Annotated in this window: 14 protein-coding genes; 2 read left to right on the top strand and 12 right to left on the bottom strand. The window is 73.7% G+C overall.

What is annotated here, in order from left to right; all coding sequences use genetic code 11:
- Positions 1-152: 152 nt before the first annotated feature.
- Genes LQ327_RS20505 through sbnA form a run of 6 tightly spaced genes read right to left on the bottom strand, consistent with a single transcriptional unit; the run spans position 153 to position 8,208 of the window.
- The gene (locus LQ327_RS20505) at positions 153-1,361 is read right to left on the bottom strand and encodes a type III PLP-dependent enzyme (RefSeq protein ID WP_230737144.1); all 1,209 of its coding nucleotides are present in this window, start codon (positions 1,359-1,361) and stop codon (positions 153-155) included.
- Entirely contained in the window at positions 1,361-2,146 is a 786-nt protein-coding gene (locus LQ327_RS20500) for an HpcH/HpaI aldolase family protein (RefSeq protein ID WP_230737142.1), read from the bottom strand. The genes LQ327_RS20505 and LQ327_RS20500 overlap by 1 nt, the downstream gene beginning before the upstream one ends.
- Positions 2,140-3,894 (bottom strand): IucA/IucC family protein, encoded by a 1,755-nt coding sequence (locus tag LQ327_RS20495; protein ID WP_230737140.1) that lies wholly within the window; start codon positions 3,892-3,894, stop codon positions 2,140-2,142. Before LQ327_RS20495 ends, LQ327_RS20500 begins: the two co-directional genes overlap by 7 nt.
- Complete coding sequence (locus LQ327_RS20490) at positions 3,888-5,540, bottom strand: IucA/IucC family protein (RefSeq protein WP_230737138.1); 1,653 nt, start codon at positions 5,538-5,540, stop codon at positions 3,888-3,890. The genes LQ327_RS20495 and LQ327_RS20490 overlap by 7 nt, the downstream gene beginning before the upstream one ends.
- Positions 5,537-7,201: an IucA/IucC family protein gene (locus LQ327_RS20485; RefSeq protein WP_230737136.1), complete on the bottom strand. Its 1,665-nt coding sequence runs from the start codon at positions 7,199-7,201 to the stop codon at positions 5,537-5,539. The genes LQ327_RS20490 and LQ327_RS20485 overlap by 4 nt, the downstream gene beginning before the upstream one ends.
- A 14-nt stretch (positions 7,202-7,215) precedes the next feature.
- The gene (gene sbnA / locus LQ327_RS20480) at positions 7,216-8,208 is read right to left on the bottom strand and encodes a 2,3-diaminopropionate biosynthesis protein SbnA (protein WP_230737134.1); all 993 of its coding nucleotides are present in this window, start codon (positions 8,206-8,208) and stop codon (positions 7,216-7,218) included.
- Between the two features lie 107 nt (positions 8,209-8,315).
- Here sbnA and LQ327_RS20475 point away from each other — a divergent pair, with 107 nt between their 5' ends.
- Positions 8,316-9,350: an NAD(P)-binding domain-containing protein gene (locus LQ327_RS20475; RefSeq protein ID WP_230737132.1), complete on the top strand. Its 1,035-nt coding sequence runs from the start codon at positions 8,316-8,318 to the stop codon at positions 9,348-9,350.
- Between the two features lie 7 nt (positions 9,351-9,357).
- Here LQ327_RS20475 and LQ327_RS20470 read toward each other — a convergent pair whose 3' ends face one another.
- The 5 genes from LQ327_RS20470 to LQ327_RS20450 form a co-directional block, all read right to left on the bottom strand.
- Positions 9,358-9,804 (bottom strand): group II truncated hemoglobin, encoded by a 447-nt coding sequence (locus tag LQ327_RS20470; protein ID WP_230737130.1) that lies wholly within the window; start codon positions 9,802-9,804, stop codon positions 9,358-9,360.
- Between the two features lie 42 nt (positions 9,805-9,846).
- On the bottom strand, positions 9,847-11,274 hold the full coding sequence (locus LQ327_RS20465) for a wax ester/triacylglycerol synthase domain-containing protein (protein WP_230737128.1): 1,428 nt from the start codon (positions 11,272-11,274) through the stop codon (positions 9,847-9,849).
- A 31-nt stretch (positions 11,275-11,305) separates the two neighbouring features.
- Complete coding sequence (locus tag LQ327_RS20460) at positions 11,306-11,905, bottom strand: hypothetical protein (protein ID WP_230737126.1); 600 nt, start codon at positions 11,903-11,905, stop codon at positions 11,306-11,308.
- A gap of 65 nt (positions 11,906-11,970) precedes the next feature.
- Complete coding sequence (locus LQ327_RS20455; protein WP_230737124.1) at positions 11,971-12,726, bottom strand: enoyl-CoA hydratase-related protein; 756 nt, start codon at positions 12,724-12,726, stop codon at positions 11,971-11,973.
- Positions 12,727-12,740: 14 nt separating this feature from the next.
- The gene (locus LQ327_RS20450) at positions 12,741-14,144 is read right to left on the bottom strand and encodes a sugar porter family MFS transporter (RefSeq protein WP_230737123.1); all 1,404 of its coding nucleotides are present in this window, start codon (positions 14,142-14,144) and stop codon (positions 12,741-12,743) included.
- Between the two features lie 439 nt (positions 14,145-14,583).
- Between LQ327_RS20450 and LQ327_RS20445 the strand changes: the two genes are divergently transcribed.
- The gene (locus LQ327_RS20445) at positions 14,584-14,880 is read left to right on the top strand and encodes a hypothetical protein (RefSeq protein WP_230737121.1); all 297 of its coding nucleotides are present in this window, start codon (positions 14,584-14,586) and stop codon (positions 14,878-14,880) included.
- 79 nt (positions 14,881-14,959) lie between these two features.
- On the opposite strand, the gene LQ327_RS20440 is transcribed toward LQ327_RS20445, so the two are convergent.
- Positions 14,960-16,870, bottom strand: a complete 1,911-nt coding sequence (locus LQ327_RS20440) for a primary-amine oxidase (RefSeq protein ID WP_308286349.1) — start codon at positions 16,868-16,870, stop codon at positions 14,960-14,962.
- Positions 16,871-16,876 lie beyond the last annotated feature (6 nt).

Genomic DNA, 16,876 nt, shown 5'->3' with positions numbered 1-16,876 from the left:
CCACCAGGCAGTTGATCTGGGCGAGCGCGGCGCCGGCCCGGGTCGCCCGAGCATGACCACGAGTTCGTGCGCGACACGCGCAAGGTTCCGGTACGGCGCGCCCACGAGGTCCGGATCTGCACGTCCATCGGACCTTGCCGCGCTCGGCAACATCAACTGCCTGGCGAATCGGGACCCCGACCGCCCATGAACACCTGCTCGGGGTGCGGGTGGCTGAGGAAGTCGTGGTGCGAGATGTCCCAGCCGTAGGCGCCCGCCTGCTCGAACACCAGGACGTCCCCGGCCCGGAGCAGCGGCACGGGCGCGTCGCGCGCGAGCACGTCCTTCGGCGTGCAGAGCTCCCCCGTCACCGTCACGACGCCGTCGCGGATCCCCGGACGCGGCGCGGCGGACTCCCAGCGCTCGACGGGCACGACGGTGAACGGGTGGCTGTGCGCCCACGACGACGGCAGCCGGAAGTGGTGCGTCCCGCCCCGGACCAGCGCGTAGGAGACGCCGTGGTTGGTCTTCACGTCGAGCACCTCGGCGACGTAGCGGCCACACCAGGCCGTCAGGTACCGCCCGCACTCGAACTGGATCTCCCGCCAGTGCGACGGCAGCGTGGCGACCCACCGGGCCAGCCCCGCGCAGAACCCCTCCCAGTCGAACCGCGACTCGGGACGGCCGTAGTCCACCCCGATCCCCCCGCCGACGTCGAGCACCTCGACGCGCACGCCGAACCGTCGTTCCCAGGCCAGCACCGTGTCGCGGTAGACCTCGAGCATCGCGAGGTGCGTCGTCGCGGAGAGGTTGTTCGACAGCGAGTGCAGGTGGAACCCGGCGAACCGCAGCCCGGGCAACGTCGTCGCCGCCTCGATCGCGGTGGGGAGGTCGTCCTCGGAGATGCCGAACTGGGTCGGCCGGCCGGCCATCGCGAGGGTGGCCTCCGGGAGCGGGCCCGCGAGGTTGACCCGCAGCGCGACCTCCACCACGACGCCGCCATCCACCGCCGCCGCCGAGATCCGGTACAGCTCGAGGACGCTCTCGGCGTGGATCCGGGTGACGCCGGACTTCAGCGCGAGAGCCAGCTCGGACGGAGTCTTGGCCGGGCCGCCGAACAGGATCGGCGCGTCCGCGCTCACCGCCCGCACCTTCTCGATCTCGCCGCCCGAGGCCACCTCGAACCCCGCCACCAACGGCGCCAGGCACTCCAGGACCGGACCGGCGCTGTTGGCCTTCATCGCGTAGTACATCGAGCACCGCGCCGGCAGCGCCGCCACGGTGCGCTCGACGTGGCGGCGCAGCCCGACCAGGTCGTAGGCGAACAGGCACACCGGCTCCGGTCCGGAGATGCGCTCGTACACGAGCGCCCGCACGTCCATCAGCTCTCCTCGCCGCGGAGGGCCGACAGGTGCGCACGGAGCGCGCGGGCCGCGAGCCCGCGTTCCTCGCCCAGCACGAAGGCCCGCACGCCCCGGTCCACCCAGGCGTCGTGGTCCTCCGGCGCGCGGGGGATCGCGCAGAACGGCACCCCGTGCGCGGCGCAGCGGTCGGCCACCCCCTCGAGCGCCTCCCGCACGCGGGGGTGCCGGGTCTGCCAGGTGACGCCGTAGGCCTGCGACAGGTCGGCGGCGCCCTCCAGGACGAGGTCGACCCCCGGCACGGCGAGGATCTCGTCGAGGGCGTCGACGCCCTCGGCGTCCTCGATCATGACGACGACCATCACCTGGCGGTTCGCCCGGACCACGTACTCGGTGAGGTCGATCCGCCCGAAGCCCGGCACCCGCCCGCCGTTGACCGAGCGCATCCCCTCCGGGGCGTAGCGCGCCGCACGGACGGCGGCCGCCGCGTCGTCGGGCGTCCGGACGTGGGGCACGACGATCCCGAGGGCGCCGGCGTCGAGGGCGCGCAGGATCGCGGCCGTGTCGACGGCGGCGCCGACGCTGCCGACCCGCACGAACGGCGTCACCCCCACCGCCTCCGCGGCGCGGATCAGGTTCTCGAGCTGCTGCGGGTCCACGCCGGTGTGCTCGGTGTCGATGACGACGAAGTCGTACCCGGAGCAGCCGATCATCTCCACGAGCGTCGGCGAGGGGATCGAGCAGATCAGGCCGTACACGGACCCGCCGTCGGCGAGGCGCTCCCGCGTCCGGTTGGTGGTCAGCACCCGGCCTCCCTGAAGCGGTGCAGGGGGTTGGACACGGTGTGCAGCGCCAGCTCGGTGTCGGGGGTGAGCCGGCGCGTGGTCAGCTTCTCGACGGCGAGGGTGGGCGCGAACAGGTCGAACGCGCCGGTGCCGTGCTCGCGCTGGTGGGCGTCGACCCGCCCGGCCACGATCGACCAGAAGCGGTCCTCGCCGAGCAGCCCGTGCTCGTCGAGGTGCAGCCCCAGCTCGCCGAGGTTGACGAAGAAGAAGGCGTCGAGCAGGAAGTCGGTGACGAGCGCGGGGTCCTCGGTCTCGACGAACGAGTTCCGGTTGGTGTGGTGCGCCGGGGGCGGGTCGAGCGCCGGCGCGGCGTCGGGGTCGGCGAGCAGCCGGCGGGAGAAGCGCACCCCGTCGTGGAAGTCGCGCAGCGCCACGCGGCAGGGCAGGCCGTCGACGTGCACCACCGAGACGTTCTGCGCGTGCGACTCGCACGCCACCCCGTGCGCGAGGAGCAGGTGCACCAGCGGCAGCGCCACCGTGTCGACCACCGCCGCGACCCAGCGCTCGGCGCCGTGCCTCTCGATCCAGGGCGCGATCATGGGAGTGCCGTCAAGCTCGCAGGCGGTCAGCGCCGTCATCGGGACCGCCCGCTCCCCCGCGGCGAGCCGGGGCGCCAGCGGCTCGCGCCAGACGGCCGCCAGCGTCCCCTCGGTGTCCACCCGCCCGGGCGCCCGCCGGATGACCGAGACGCCCCGGACCTCGCCGAGGACGATCACCGGGGCGAGCACCTCGTCACCGGCGACGAGACCCCGGAGCCAGTCGGAGATCCGGGCGGCGTTGCGCACGGTGTGCGGCGCGAGCCCGCGCGCCGTCGAGGTGTTTGTGATCGACAGCGCGAGCTTGAGCTGATGGCGCCCGGGCACGTCGCGACAGGACAGGGTCCGGATCGACTGGAGCACCGCGAAGGCGGCCGGATCCGGGCCGAGGACGACCAGCCGACCGTCGGCGATCTCGTCGGCGAAGGCCCGCCACACGACCTCGCGGAACTGCCAGGGATGGACCGGCAGCCAGATGTACTCGGCAGGGTCGCCGCCCGCGTCCCGGACCGCGTCGTCGAAGGCGGCCGCCGTGGCCGATCCCAGCTCCTCCCGCGACACGTCCGACGCCCCGGTCACCTCGACGATCGATCGGTGAGCCGCCAGCCACAGCGGGTGCAGCTCCGGGAGGAACTCCGGGCCGTAGGCGACGTCGTCGGCGAGGTCGAAGCCGATCCGGGACTTGTACGTCGGGTGGTAGCGGTGGCCGTCGGTGACGGTGCCCTCGAGCGTGTCGTGGTCGGCCCCGGCCAGCCGGTCGCCGCGGAGCGCCCGGACGTGCTGGGCGAGCGTGTCCTTGACCCGGGTCTCCTCGATCTCGCGCGTGAACCGGACCAGCTCCGTTGGGTGGGCCCCGTCCAGGATCACCGCGGAGGTCTCCGCCAGGAACCGGGGCAACGAGTCCGCCTCGGCGACGACCCCGTCCGCCGCGACCCGCAGCACCGGGGCCGTGACGCGGACCCGGTCGAAGCCGACGGCCCGCCGGGTCCCGACGACGTAGCGCACGTCCCGATCGTCGTCGTCGCGACCGACGATCACGCACCCGCCGTCGGACGCCGACGCGGTGACCGCCCCTTCGTAGAGCAGCGACGAGATCAGCTGCCGGAACAGCCGCCGGCGGACCTCGACGGCGCGGGGGTCGCGCAGCGCCGCCACGAGCAGGTCGTTCAGCACCGGTCGGCCTCCCGGATCGGGTTGGGCAGGTCCACGTACAGCGGCGACTCGCCCCGCTCGGCGAAGCGGCTGAGCAGGTTGGCCTTGGCCGGCAGCGTCGGGCTGGTCCGCAGGTCACGCGCCCAGGGCGCGGCGGGTCCCGACGAGGCGACGACCTCGCCGAGGATGTCGGCGACGACCGCCCAGAGGGTGCGTTCGTCGACGAGGTGGCGCCCGAGCGTGCCGATCACCCCGGCCAGCTGGTTGACCACGCCGTGGTACCGGAACCGCTGCCACGCCTCGTCGCCGTCGTAGACCAGCGGGCTCGCCGGATCGAGGCCGGCCGGGATGCGGTCGCGGTCGACGTGGGTGCCCTCCATGTCGCGCACCCGGAAGCCGACCGGCCGGCCGCCGTCGGTGATCAGCAGCGAGTTCTGCAGGTGCGCCTCGAAGCCGACGCCCTCCCGCGCGAAGACGTCGATCATCGGCAGCAGCGAGACGCGCAGGTAGGCGTGCAGCCAGTCCCGGACGTCCAGCCCGGACGCGCGGACCTCGCTCACCAGGACGGGCTCCTCTCCGCGCGGGCCTTCCTCGACCAGGCCGGCGAGCACCCGGACACCGTCGGCGATCGGGTTCTCGCGGAACATCACGGTGAGGTCCGCGGCGACGTCGTCACCGACCACTGCCGGATCGGCGCCCCGCCGGCCGGTCTCGATCAGCACGGAGAACCCGGGATACGTCCAGCCCCCGCGCAGTGCCCGGACGACCCGGCTCGCGTCCTGCGCCCGCACCGCGTGCTCCGGCGGCACGGTGCGGACGAAGTTGGTGATGCGCACGTGCAGCGGGAGCTTCCACGCCGTCGGGAAGCCGGGATCGCACACGGTCCGCACCGACGACGTCGGGTACACCTCGCCGCCCCGCTCCCCGAGCTCGACCAGCGCCCCGTCGGCGAACAGGCCGGCGGTCTCCGTGCGGGCGTGCAGGTGCGCGAGCTGGACCGGGTGGACCGGGATCACCGGCCACCCCGACGGGGCCGCGGCGAGCGCGTCGGCGGGGAGCCACGGTCCGGGGCCGTCGAGGGCCTCGGCGGTGAGCGCGGGGTCGAGCGCCACGTACGGCAGCCGGAACGCGACGCCGAGCTCGGGGGCGAACCGCTCGAGCTCGTCGTACCCGGTCCCGCGCAGCGCACCGTCGAGCTCGAGGCTCTTCGGGGTCGGGTGGAAGGGGTGGCCGCGGCGCACCGACTGCTCGGCCTGCCGGCTCCGCGTGGCGGCGTCGATCGGCTCCGGGCCCGGGTCGGCCGCCAGGTAGCGGGCCGTCCGGGCGGTGCTGTCGGCGATCTGGCCGGCCAGCGCCGCGACCCGCGCCGGGATCCGCTCGGTGGCCTCGTCCGGGACGGCGGAGGCGACGATCGCCAGCAGCAGCGCGACGGCCTCCTCCTGCGAGGCGTCCCGAGGACCGTCGCCGTCGTCGATCACCACCTGCTCGTCGAGGACGTGGTGCCCGGACGGCGAGTGGTGGCGCAGGCTCACGACCAGCGCGCGTTCGGACATCGGTTCCCGGAGCCGCACCGGACCGGGGCCCGGCGGCACGGGGCCGATCTCGCGCAGCATGCTGTTCACCAGGCGGGTCAGGGTGGCGAGGCGTGCCTGTCGGTCGTCCGTCATGCGCACCGCAACGGGTTGGGGACGGTGCCCTGCCCGGCCGGCATGCTCACCGACCCGGAGCGGCCGTGCGCTAGCAGCGGCCCGAGCACCGTCCGGCTCGGCCAGGTCGCGGCCTCCAGCAGGACCCGCTCGAGCACCGCCGTGACCTCGGACGGGAGCCCCTCCCGCCGCAGCGCCCCCTCGACGGCGGCCCGCACGAGGTCCCAGAAAGTCCGCTCAGGCACACCGAACCGCCGGGCCAGCGCGTCGGCGACCGCGTACAGGGCGACCTGCACGCCCAGGGTCTGCGCATACGCGACGAGTTCCTCCGGGGCGTCCAGCCGCAACGACTGCCGGGCGCCGGGGCGGATCCGGTACCCGGGGTCGGCCACGCCTGCCGCGTCCAGCCACGGCGGGTGGATCCGCACCGCGTCGTGGTCGCGCAGCACGAACCCGACGACGGCGCCGCCGGGCGCGAGCCGGACGACCACGTTCTGGCCGTGGACCTCGGGCAGGACCCCGCGGGCGAGGAACCCGACCACCATGACGAGGAACTCTTCCGCGAGCCCGGCGAAGAACGCCGGGGGATCGCCGACGCCGAGCGCCGGGCCGAGCTCGTCCCAGGCGTCCGCGGCGAGCGCGCCCAGCGGGAGCGCCACGTGGCCGTCGTCCACCGGGTAGCGGCGGATCTGCGCGGCGAGGTGACCCGGGCGGTCGTCGAACTCGTCGGTCCCGTCGTTCCACCCGGCCCACCGGCCCTCGTCGCAGACCCCGACGAGCCGGGTCAGCTCCGGGTCCGCCGCGACGACATGGCGGAGCAGGCGCTCGGCGCGGTCGCCGTTGTCGAGGTAGCGCGGCGGCAGGAGCCGCGCGGCGCCGAGCGTGGCCACGCCCAGCGGGAGCTTCACGTGGGTGCGCGGGTCGTCGGCGACGACGAGGGTGCGCCACGACGACGTCGGGTGCAGCCGTCCCAGCTCCACCTCCAGGTCGACGACGAGGCCCGCCGCGATCTCGGGGGCGAACTCCCGGGAGAGCACGTGGTCGCGCTGCCAGGGGTGGACCGGGAGCGGCTGGTGCGTCCGGTCGTCGATCCCGGCGCGCCGCAGCGCGTCGTCCAGGCACGACCGCTGCTCCCCCAGGACGGCGTGAGCCAGGTCGGCGGACCCCTCGAAGGCGCCGAGCCGGAGGTGATCACGGGCGACGGCGACCCACGCGCAGGACAACGGCTCCGTGCGCATGGGGCCGAAGAGGCGGACCTCGTCGGTCGTCCAGCCGCTCACCGCGCGCGCGGTCGGGAGGAAGGGCCGGCCCCGGGTCGCGGCCCACCGCTCCCCCGCGAGGAGATCCGGTGGTGTCGGCCCCGGGCCCAGCGCGGCGAGCCCGCGGCAGACGTCGAACCCGTGCTCGGCGGCCGCCGTCAGGTCCTCGGCCGCCGCAGCCGCGCCCGGGCCGCCCAGGCCGAGCGCCCCGAGCGCGGCCGCCGGGGTCAGCGGCTCACCCCGCGGGGAGAGCACGTCGGACCCCGGCACCGCACGCCAGCGCTGCAACGCGCCGCCGTCGCGCAGCCGGACGCGGGCGGTGCCGATGCGACCCCACCCGCCGTCGTCGTCCGGCGGCTCCACCTCGGCCAGGCCCTCCTGCAGCGCCGCGTCCACCAGGTCGCGCAGGACCGCCTGCGTCACGGAGCCGTCGGACCTCACCCCGTCCCTCGGCACCGCCGGGCCGCGTCGGCGAGCCAGGCGTCGTCGTAGACCAGGTCGAGGTAGCGGTCGCCCCGGTCGGGGAAGAGCGCCACGACCCGGGCCGGGCGCGGGAGCGTCGGAACCAGCTGGTCGATCGCGGCCACCACGGAGCCGGTGGAGCCCCCGGCGAAGATGCCCTCGGTGGCCAGGAGCCGTCGGCAGGCCAGCGCCGCGTCGAGGTCGTCGACGTGCACGACCTCGTCGATCTCGCTCGGGTCGTGGAGCTCGGGGACGCGGCTCGAGCCGATCCCCGGGATGTCGCGCGGCCCGGGGGCGCCCCCGAAGATCACCGACCCGACGGCGTCGACGGCGACGGTGCGCATCGCCGGGAACCGCTCCCGCAGCCGTCGGGAGCAGCCCAGGATGCTGCCGGTGGTGCTCACCGCGGCAACGAGATGGGTCGGGGGCTCGACGAGGTCGTCGGCGAGCTCCGCGCCGGCCCCGTGGTAGTGCGCGAGCCAGTTGCGGTCGTTGGCGTACTGGTTGATCCAGACGGTGTCCGGGGTCGTCGCGAGGATCTCGTGGACCCGGGAGATGCGGGTCTGCAGGTAGCCGCCCTGGGAGTCCGGCTCGGTGACGACCTCGACGTCGGCGCCGAGGCTGCGGATGATCGCCAGGTTCGCGCCGGTGGTCTTGGGGTCGACGACGCAGGTGAACCCCAGCCCGTGCAGGCGCGCGGCCATCGCGACCGCGACCCCGAAGTTCCCGGAGCTGGACTCCACGAGCCGTGCCCCGGGCGGGATGGAGCCGTCGGCGAGGCCGCTGGCGATGATGTACGCGGCCGAGCGGTCCTTCATGCTCCCGCCGGGGTTCATCAGTTCCAGCTTGGCGAGCACCTCGACGTCCGGGTGCCCGAACAGGCGGCTCAACCGCACCGTCGGCGTCCGACCGATCGCGTCGAGCACGGAGTCGAGCACCGGCTCGGCGCGGGTCTGGGTCAGGGACAACCGGGTCCTCCCACATCGCACGACATCGGACAGGTAAGGCTAACCTCGGTGATCATCCGTGCCCCGTCGGGTGAACCGGCTGCGCCACCCGACGACCCCTGGAGACCATGATGCCGCCCGAGGCCGCCGAGCCGGCCCTGCACGTCCTGACCACCGACGACGTCGGGGCGGTCCTCGCCGTCCTCGACCCGGTCGCCGTTGTGCGGGACACCCTCGCCGCGCACGCCCGTGGGGACACGACGCTGCCGGACGAGGCCTACCTGCCGTGGCACACCCGCTCGGGCGCCTTCGCGCGCAGCCTCGCGCTCCCGGGTGCGGTGTGGGGGGAGCGTCCCGCGGTCGGCCTGAAGGTCATCAACTCGAGCCTCGAGAACCCGGAGCGGGGCATGCCGCGCGCCCAGGGCCTCACGCTGCTCTTCGACGCCGAGACCGCCCGCCCGGTCGCGATGATGCCCGCGGCCGCGATCTCGGCCACCCGCACCGCGGCCTACACCGCGCTCTCGGTGCGGCTGCTCGCCGTGCCTGAGGTGCGACGCATCGCGGTGCTGGGCTGCGGCGCGCTGGCCCGTACCCACGTCGACCTGCTCCGCGCGGAGTGCCCGCAGGCCGAGTTCGTGGTCCACGACCTGGTGCCCGAGCGGGCGGCCGCGCTGGCCGACGAGGTCGGCGCGACGACGGCGGCCGTCGCACGAGGAGCCGTCGAGGGCGCCGAGGTCGTGGTCTGCACGACGACGGTGACCGAGGGCTACATCGGCCTCGACTGGCTCGCGCCCGGCGCGCTGGTCGCCCACGTCTCGCTCGACGACCTGCTCCCCGAGGCCGTCACCGGAGCCGACCTGCTCGTCGTCGACGACTGGGACCTCGTCGCGGCCGACGACCGCCGGATCCTGGGCCGGATGTGGCGGCGCGGCGAGGTCGTCGGGCCCGCCGGTGAGCGCCGCGACCCGGACCACACCGGCGGTCGTGCGGTGGACGCCGCCATGGCCGACGTCGTCGCCGGGACCCGTCCCGGCCGGGCCGCACCGGGCGATCGCATCGTCTCCAACCCGTTCGGCATGGGGGTGCTCGACGTGGCCCTCGCGGCGGAGGTTCTCGACGGCGCTCTGGCCGAAGACCGGGGGACACCCCTGACGATCTTCTAGCGGTGCGCTACTCGGGGCCCTCCCAGCCCCAGCGGGCGATCGGCAGGCCGCCGGGGACGTCGGCGGCGGAGCGGGTGTAGCGGGCCATGGTGTGGGTGGTCGTCCAGGCGAAGTAGTCGTGCAACGCCCGGCGCACCGCGTCGTCGGCGTCGAGACCCGCATCGACGAGCGCCTGGTCGAAGCAGCTGATCGCCCGCGCGTCCATCTCGCCGTGCGGGCCGTTGCCGCTGTGCATCCGCACGACCGTCGTCTCGTCGCCGTACTCGGCCGAGTAGGTCGCCGGTCCGCCGAGCGCCTCCGCCCAGTACGCGGCCAGCCGCTCGGTGTGATCGGGGTGGAACCCGTGGCTGAAGGCGTGGCTCACGACCTCGTCGGCCAGCACCCGCTCGTGCCACGCGTGGGCCAGGCGCCGCAGACCGTCGCCGCCGCCCGCGGCCTCGTACACCGTCGGCATGGCACACCACGATGCTGCACCGGAGGGGCGCGGTCGAGAGGGCTACTCCCCCAGGGCGAGCACCTCCGCGAACCCGGCCTCCAGATCCGTCCGGAACGAGTCCGGATCGGTGATCGCCGCCGGATCGAGGTTCACCGCCACGCAGCACGTCCCGGCGTGCGAGGTGAGCGCGATCATCGCCGCGGCTCCGGGCAGCGGGGCGAACGGGTAGCTCCGGACGATCTCCGCGCCGGCCAGGTACACCGGCCCGCGCATGCCCGGCACGTTGCTGACCTGCACGTCGATGGCCATCGTGGCGCCGCCCTGGACCTGGGCGAGCAGCGGCGCGGGCAGGGACGCGAGCACCGGCGCGATGAGGCCGAGGGCGTCGTTCACCCGCTCGCCGGTCACGGCCTGCACGATCGCGCGGATCTCCCGGATCCTCGCCGCCGGGTCGAGCTCGTCCAGCGGCGCCGCGAACCGCTTCCCGGCCCAGTGGTTGCCGCCCAACGGGTCGGCGTCGTCGCGGGTGTTCACCGGCATGCCCAACGGCACGCTCGCGGGGACCTCGCCGGAGCGGCGGTGGTAGCGCGCCAGGCCGCCGAGCACGGCAGCGAGGTAGGCGTCGTTGACCGATCCGCCGGCCGCGCGCCCGGCGGCCCGCAGTGCCGCGAAGTCGACGTCGAGCGCCTCGAAGCGCCGGTTCAGGCTGCGCCCGCGCAACAGCTCCGACCCGCGCACGGCGGGCGGGATCGCGGCCCGCGCCGCCGAGGCCACGAACGCGGCGGTGTCGGTGACCGTCGAGACCGGGCGGGTGACGAGGCGGCCGGCGAGCCCGGCACCGGACATCGCCGCGCCGAGCGCCGTCGAGGGCAGCGCCCGGACCAGACCGCCGAGCCGCCGCGTGGTCAGCCCGAGTCGCGAGGGCGCCTCGGGCGGGAGGACCGGGTAGTCGGGCTTGTCGGCCACGTGCTCGCGGACCGGGCTGTGGAGCAGGCCCAGGATCTGCATGAGCCCGACGCCGTCGGCGAGGCTGTGGTGGACCTTCAGGACGTAGGCGGCCCGCCCGCCGTCGAGCCCGGTGACCAGGACGGCCTCCCAGGGCGCCCGCTCGCGGTCCACGGGGCTCATCGCCAGGAGCGCCGCGTGGTCGAGCAGTTCACGCATGCCGGCGCCCTCGGGCAGGTGCTGGCGGCGGACGTGGAAGCCGAGCGCGAAGTGCGGGTCGGGCACCCACTCCGGCGGGCCCCAGCCCCAGTAGGGCTCCAGCACGCGCTCACGGAGCCGCGGGATCAGGTGGGTGGCCCACTCGTGCGCATCGACGAGCCGGTCCCAGTCCGGCACCGAGTCGAGCACGTCGACGATCGTGACGGTGGACCGGAGCCGGGGGTCGACCTCGGCCCGCCACATCATGGCTTCCAGCGCGTTCATCTCGCTGGGAACCCCGACCGGTCCGCCCTGCTGCTCCACCGTGGTCTCCCGCTCCCGCACTCCGACCACCCCGGTTCCCCCAACCCCGACTCTAGTGCGGCGAGGCTCCCGCGGAGTGGTGATCCGCCTCCCGTGCGCGTCGCTGCTGCTCACCGTCGTAGGTGGCGGCCTCCACCGCGGCGTCGCTGTCGAGGCCCGATCCGACGGCGCCCGCGACGGTCGCGAAGGCGGTGGCCAGCCAGGCCAACCGGACGTGGTCGAGGAAACCCGGCCACGTGCCCGCGTCGCTCGAGTACACCGGCGGCTCGAGGAAGAAGACCATCGTGACGATGTTGAACACGAACACCGCGACGGCCATCGTCAGCACCCCGAGGAGCACCGTCACGACGGTGGACGCGTTCCAGAGGGCGGGCTCCTCGCCCTCGGGCAGGTCGTCCCGGCGCCACCACAGGTGGTGGGCCCCGACGATCCAGGCGACCATCATCGCGATCGCGGCGACCATGGTCACGACGAGCTTGGTGACGCTCAACGACGCGGCGAGCTGCCACACCGTCGACGTGATCACCAGGTAGGCGCTGGTGGCCAGCACGGCCGCCAGGGCACTGCGCATGCCGAGCACGAGGCGCCACGGGCGGTTGACCAGCACCATGCCCGCGAGCCGTCGCAGTCGACCGGGTCGTCGCGGAGTCATGGTCACCATGCTCGCGAGATCCCGCGCGGCCGCGGACACCGGGGGGCGTGGGCCAGGTCTCGCCCTCAGCTGGCCGGGTCGCGCCAGCGGGGCGACCGCTTGGCGGCGAAGGCGTCCAGGCCCTCCTGCTTGTCGGGACCGGCCGCGATCCGCCGCTCGGCCCGGGCGGTCGCCGCCCAGCCCTCCTGCTCGTCGCGGGCCCACTGCTCCTCGAGGGCCTGCAGCGTCGCCGAGACCGCGGCGGGTGAGGACTCGGCGATCTCGGCGGCGAGCTCCAACGCTCCCTCGACGGCACCGCCCGGCTCGGTGAGCCGGTTGACGAAGCCGATGTCGTACGCGCGCCGGCCGTCGAGCCGGGTCCCGGTGATCAGCAGCTCGCGGGCGACGTTGCGCGGCAGGCAGCGCGCGGCCCGGAGCAGAGCCCCGGAGTTCGCCACCAGCCCGCGGCGGGTCTCGGGAAGCCCGAACGACGCCGTCGTGGAGGCCACGACGAGGTCGCACGCCATGGCGATCTCGAAGCCGCCGCCGAGCGCCAGGCCCTCGACGGCCGCGATGAGCGGCTTGGTGTGGTCGCGGCGGATCACGCCGTAGGGCCCGCCGCGCGCCGTCGGTTCCCCGGGACCGGCGACGATGTCGGTGCCGGCGCAGAACAGCTCGGGGGTGCCCGTGAGGACCGCGGCCCACAGCCCCGGGTCGTCCTGGAAGCGGTTCAGGGCGTCGTCGATCCCGCGGGCGGTGGCCTCGTCGATCGCGTTGCGCTTCTCCGCCCGCTCGATCCGGGCCAGGAGCACGCGGTCGTGGGTCTCGGTCCGGACGGCCATCGGTCCCCTGTCGCTCAGGTGCTCGCCCCGGCCGGCTCCCCGGTGAGGTCACGTTCGATCTGTTCCAGGCTCCGGCCCTTGGTCTCGGGCAGCAACCGCTGCACGAAGACGAAGGCCAGGAAGGTCATGACCGCGAAGAACAGGAAGTTCCAGCCCGCGCCGAAGATATCGAGCAGCGAGGGGAACGCCAGCGCGACGGCCATGTTGAACAGCCAGTTGAACGTCACGCAGACGGCCACCCCGGTGGCCCGGATCCGCAGCGGGAAGAGCTCGGGCAGCGCGACCCACTGCACCGGGCCCCACGAGATCGAGAACGACGCGATGTAGACGATGATCCCGACCAGGGTCAGCGTGAGCAGCAGCGAGCCCTGACCGAGCCCGGCCAGGTTGGTGACCGTCAGCAGGATCATCGCGCCGCACATCCCCAGCGCGCCCCAGCGCAGCAGCGGTCGGCGCCCGGCGCGGTCGATCAGGTACATCCCGGGCAGCGTCATCACCATGTTGACCGCGCCGATCGCCACGTTGGCGAGGATCGCGTTCGACGTCCCGAAGCCGACGTTCGTCAGCAGCGTCGGCGCGTAGTAGATGATCGTGTTGATCCCGACGAAGTTCTGGAAGAAGACCAGCAGCATCCCGACGACGAAGATCGGGCGCAGCCGCGGCCCCAGCAGCGACCGCAGCCGGACGGGCTCGGTCTGCCGGGCCTCGGACGCGACCGACTCCCGGATCTCGGCGAGCTCCTCGTCCGCGGCCTCCTGCGAACCGCGCAGCCGGGTCAGGACGATGCGCGCGTCGGCCTCGCCGCCGGTCTTGTGTGCGGCGAGCCAGCGGGGGCTCTCGGGCTGGGTGTAGATGCCGACGGCCAGCAGGACCGCCGGGATCACGCCGATCCCGATCATCCAGCGCCAGCCGTGGCTGTCCGAGAACGCGTAGTCGGTGACGTAGGCCAGGAAGATCCCGATGGTCACGAGCAGCTGCATCAGCGAGGTCAGCCGGCCGCGGATCTCCTTGGGCGCGAGCTCGGAGAGGTACATCGGGACGACGACCGAGATGATCCCGACGCCGATCCCCATGACGAACCGGAACCCGACGAGCATCAGGGCGCTGACGCCCAGCGCCGCGCCGAGCGTCCCGACGACGAACACCACCCCGCCGGCGAAGATCAGCCGGCGACGCCCGAGGCTGTCGGCCAGCCGGCCGGAGAGCCCGGCGCCGAGCATGGCGCCGACGAGGAGCCCCGAGACGACGCACCCCTTGAGCAGCGGGGTCAGCGGGATGTCGTCGGGGATGTAGAGCAGCGCGCCGGAGATGACCCCGGTGTCGAAGCCCCAGAGGATGCCGCCGAGGGCACCGAAGAACCAGATCGCCGCGGTCCCTGTGCCGCGCCGCCGACCGTCCGGGCCCGAGCCCACCACCATGTGTGCCCCCTCCGTCGCTGTGCGTCATGGTCATCTGCGACCGGGACGGCGGCAACGCGAGCGGGCGAGTCCAGGGAAATCCCGCGAGTCCTGGCTCTCCCGACTCTCTCGACGAGGACGCGCGCCCCGGGCGCCGGGAGGGACGTCACCGATCCCCGGCGGTGCCCGGGATCGGGGGAATGAGTCCCGGGAGGCCGCTCGGCGCTCGGGGCGCGCGTCGAGAACACCTTTTCCGACGCCTCCGTCGCCTCACCATCGGGGGACGGATCTTCGGCGGCGCCACCCGGAGACGCCCTGGTGATCACCCGTTCGCCTGAACGACGTGACAGGACCGTGACCTAGTAATGGATCTTTACGTTGAGGACACGTTATCGAACGGCCGTCGTGCCTCGTCGCCCGACGACCGCTGCTCCCCCCAGACCAGGAAGGAACGCCACTGATGGCTTCCCTGCGCAAGACCGTCCTCGCGACCGCCATGATCTCGACCGGCCTGCTCTCCGCCTCCGGGATGGCGTTCGCGAACGACACCGTCCAGGACGGCCCGTTCAACTCGAGCGACTTCGCCCCGAACACGACCGGCGAGGCCTGCAACAACGACGTCCCGGTCAACGCCCTCGGCGTGCAGGTCCCGGTCCAGGACAACGCCGGCTCGGTGCCGATCCTGTCGAAGGCCGGCCACGGCAACTCGGCCGCCAACGCCAAGAAGTGCAGCAACGGCATCTCCGCCAGCAACTGAGACCCCACACGACACTGCCCGGGGTGCCTCGTCGGAGGCGGCACCCCGGGCAGTGGTCGTTCTGGTCCCCGTGACAGTGCTAGTCCCCGTGGCAGTGCGCCGAGCGTGACGGCGGCACGTCCAGCGCCGGGTTCGCGTCGAAGAACCCGACCGGCTTGAGCGTGAAGCCGGTGTACTCGACCGGCATGACCGGCCAGTCCTCCGGCCGCGGGAAGTGCGTGGTGCCGAAGGTGTGCCAGACGACGATGTCCTCGCCGTCGACGGGCCGGTCGGCCTCGGTCCAGGTCGGGAGACCCGCTCCCGGGTTCTGGTTGACGAAGTCGCCCGCCGGATAGCGCTCGTCGGCACGGTAGGGCGTGACCCACAGGTTGTTCGTCGAGAAGCCCGCCCGGGCGTGGATCAACGAGCGCTCGTCGGCCAGCAGGGTCGCCTTGTTCTCCGGGTGCAGCGCGTAGCCCACCGGACGTCCGACGGCGTTGCGCTTCTCCGGGTTGACGATGTGCCAGGTCCGCACCACCGACCCGTCGTTGCGACGCTGCGCGTTCTGCTCGCTGGTCAGCCGGGTGACCTTGCGCCGGAAGGCGTTCCCGTACGGGTTGCCCTCCCCCATCGGCACCCGTTCGGCCTCGACCTCGTCGACGGCGTTGCGGACCCCGTCCACCGTCATGTCCAGGCGGGCGCAGAACAGGTGCTGGTGGAACGGGGCGCCGAGACCCGGGGCGACCTCGCTCGCGTACGGCCCGGGCGTCGCCGAAGCGAACACCAGCCCGGTCGCCTTCACCTCGAGCTGGATGGTGCCGTCGAGGTAGAGGTACCAGTAGAAGCCGTAGTCGTAGTTCCCGATCGGCACGAAGAACGAGATCACCAGCCGGCGCTGCCTGCGCACCTCGCTGGCCTGGGTGAAGAACAGGTCGGAGTGCTTCCACAGCACGCCGTAGTCCTCCTCGTGCATGCAGATCGCGTTCGTGATCGTGCGCGGATTGCCGTCGTCGTCGGCGATCACCGCGTCGGTGTAGTGGATGTCGCCGAGGCAGTCGCAGCCGAGCTTCAGCGAATCGGCGTAACGGGCGAACATGTACTCGCCGCAGTCGAAGTAGTTCTGCCAGAACCGCACCGGCGCCGGGTCCGCGTACGGCACCACCATCTCGGCGACGCTCGCGCGGTAGACGATCGGGCGCCCGTCGAAGGCGACCTGGTGGAGGGTCAGGCCCTCGCGCTCGTTGAACCCGTAGCGCAGGTCCCACTTCCCCCAGCGGACGTGGTTGCCGTCGACGGTGAAGCTGCGGCCCTCGGGCTGGGTGATCTCGATGGTCTTCAGCGAGTCGAGCGGCGGGCCCTGGACCTCGGGGTCCTGGAAGTTGCCCGACACCTCCGGGACCGGCACCGCGCCGCTGTCGATCACGCGGTCGACGGTCCGCGCGGTGAGGTCGACGTAGGCGACGAGCCCGTCGATCGGGTGCGCCCACGGGTGGTCGTCCGGGCCGTCCTGGCGGAACCCGAACGCCCGCGCCATCCGGCGCCCGGCCTCCTCGGGGTAGTCGTAGACCCCGGCCGAGAGCGGCACCGCGCGGACGTCGGCCGGGTCGATCCCGCGGGCCGCGAGCGCGTCGGTCCAGCGGTGGTCCGCGTTGAGGATCGCCTCCATCGGCTCGAACTCGGCGTCGATGATCGGCGGCTGGCCGTCGCGGGGCGGGTCGAGCTCGCGGGCGGAGACGATCTCGGCGGTGGTCGCCGAGACGACGGTGTCCCAGGACCGGCCGGACTCCAGGTCGAGCAGGACGGCACGGAAGCGGCGCTCGACGGGGTCGCCGTCGCGGTGGGCGAGGACGGTGGCCTTCTCCGGCTCCTCGAGGTCGGCGAAGCAGTAGCGGACGGTCGCGGTGAGCAGGCCGGCGTCGACGAGCACCTCGCGGACGGTGCGCAGCTCGGCCTCGGTCGGCATCTCGAGGGGGTGGGTGACGGTGGACGTGGTCGGCACGGTGGCGGTCACGGGCCG

The sequence above is a fragment of the Actinomycetospora endophytica genome (assembly GCF_021026375.1).
GTDB classification, from domain to species: domain Bacteria; phylum Actinomycetota; class Actinomycetes; order Mycobacteriales; family Pseudonocardiaceae; genus Actinomycetospora; species Actinomycetospora endophytica.
Note: the sequence above shows the minus strand (reverse complement) of the source record. Positions and strands in the feature narration are given on the sequence as shown.

Excerpts from the sequence above, each read along its gene's own strand:
- LQ327_RS20505 (WP_230737144.1), bottom strand. The coding sequence starts at position 1,361 with ATGGACGTGCGGGCGCTCGTGTACGAGCGCATCTCCGGACCGGAGCCG.
- LQ327_RS20470 (WP_230737130.1), bottom strand. The coding sequence starts at position 9,804 with ATGCCGACGGTGTACGAGGCCGCGGGCGGCGGCGACGGTCTGCGGCGC.
- LQ327_RS20490 (WP_230737138.1), bottom strand. The coding sequence starts at position 5,540 with ATGACGGACGACCGACAGGCACGCCTCGCCACCCTGACCCGCCTGGTG.
- LQ327_RS20445 (WP_230737121.1), top strand. The coding sequence starts at position 14,584 with ATGGCTTCCCTGCGCAAGACCGTCCTCGCGACCGCCATGATCTCGACC.
- LQ327_RS20460 (WP_230737126.1), bottom strand. The coding sequence starts at position 11,905 with ATGACTCCGCGACGACCCGGTCGACTGCGACGGCTCGCGGGCATGGTG.
- LQ327_RS20450 (WP_230737123.1), bottom strand. The coding sequence starts at position 14,144 with ATGGTGGTGGGCTCGGGCCCGGACGGTCGGCGGCGCGGCACAGGGACC.
- LQ327_RS20455 (WP_230737124.1), bottom strand. The coding sequence starts at position 12,726 with ATGGCCGTCCGGACCGAGACCCACGACCGCGTGCTCCTGGCCCGGATC.
- LQ327_RS20475 (WP_230737132.1), top strand. The coding sequence starts at position 8,316 with ATGATGCCGCCCGAGGCCGCCGAGCCGGCCCTGCACGTCCTGACCACC.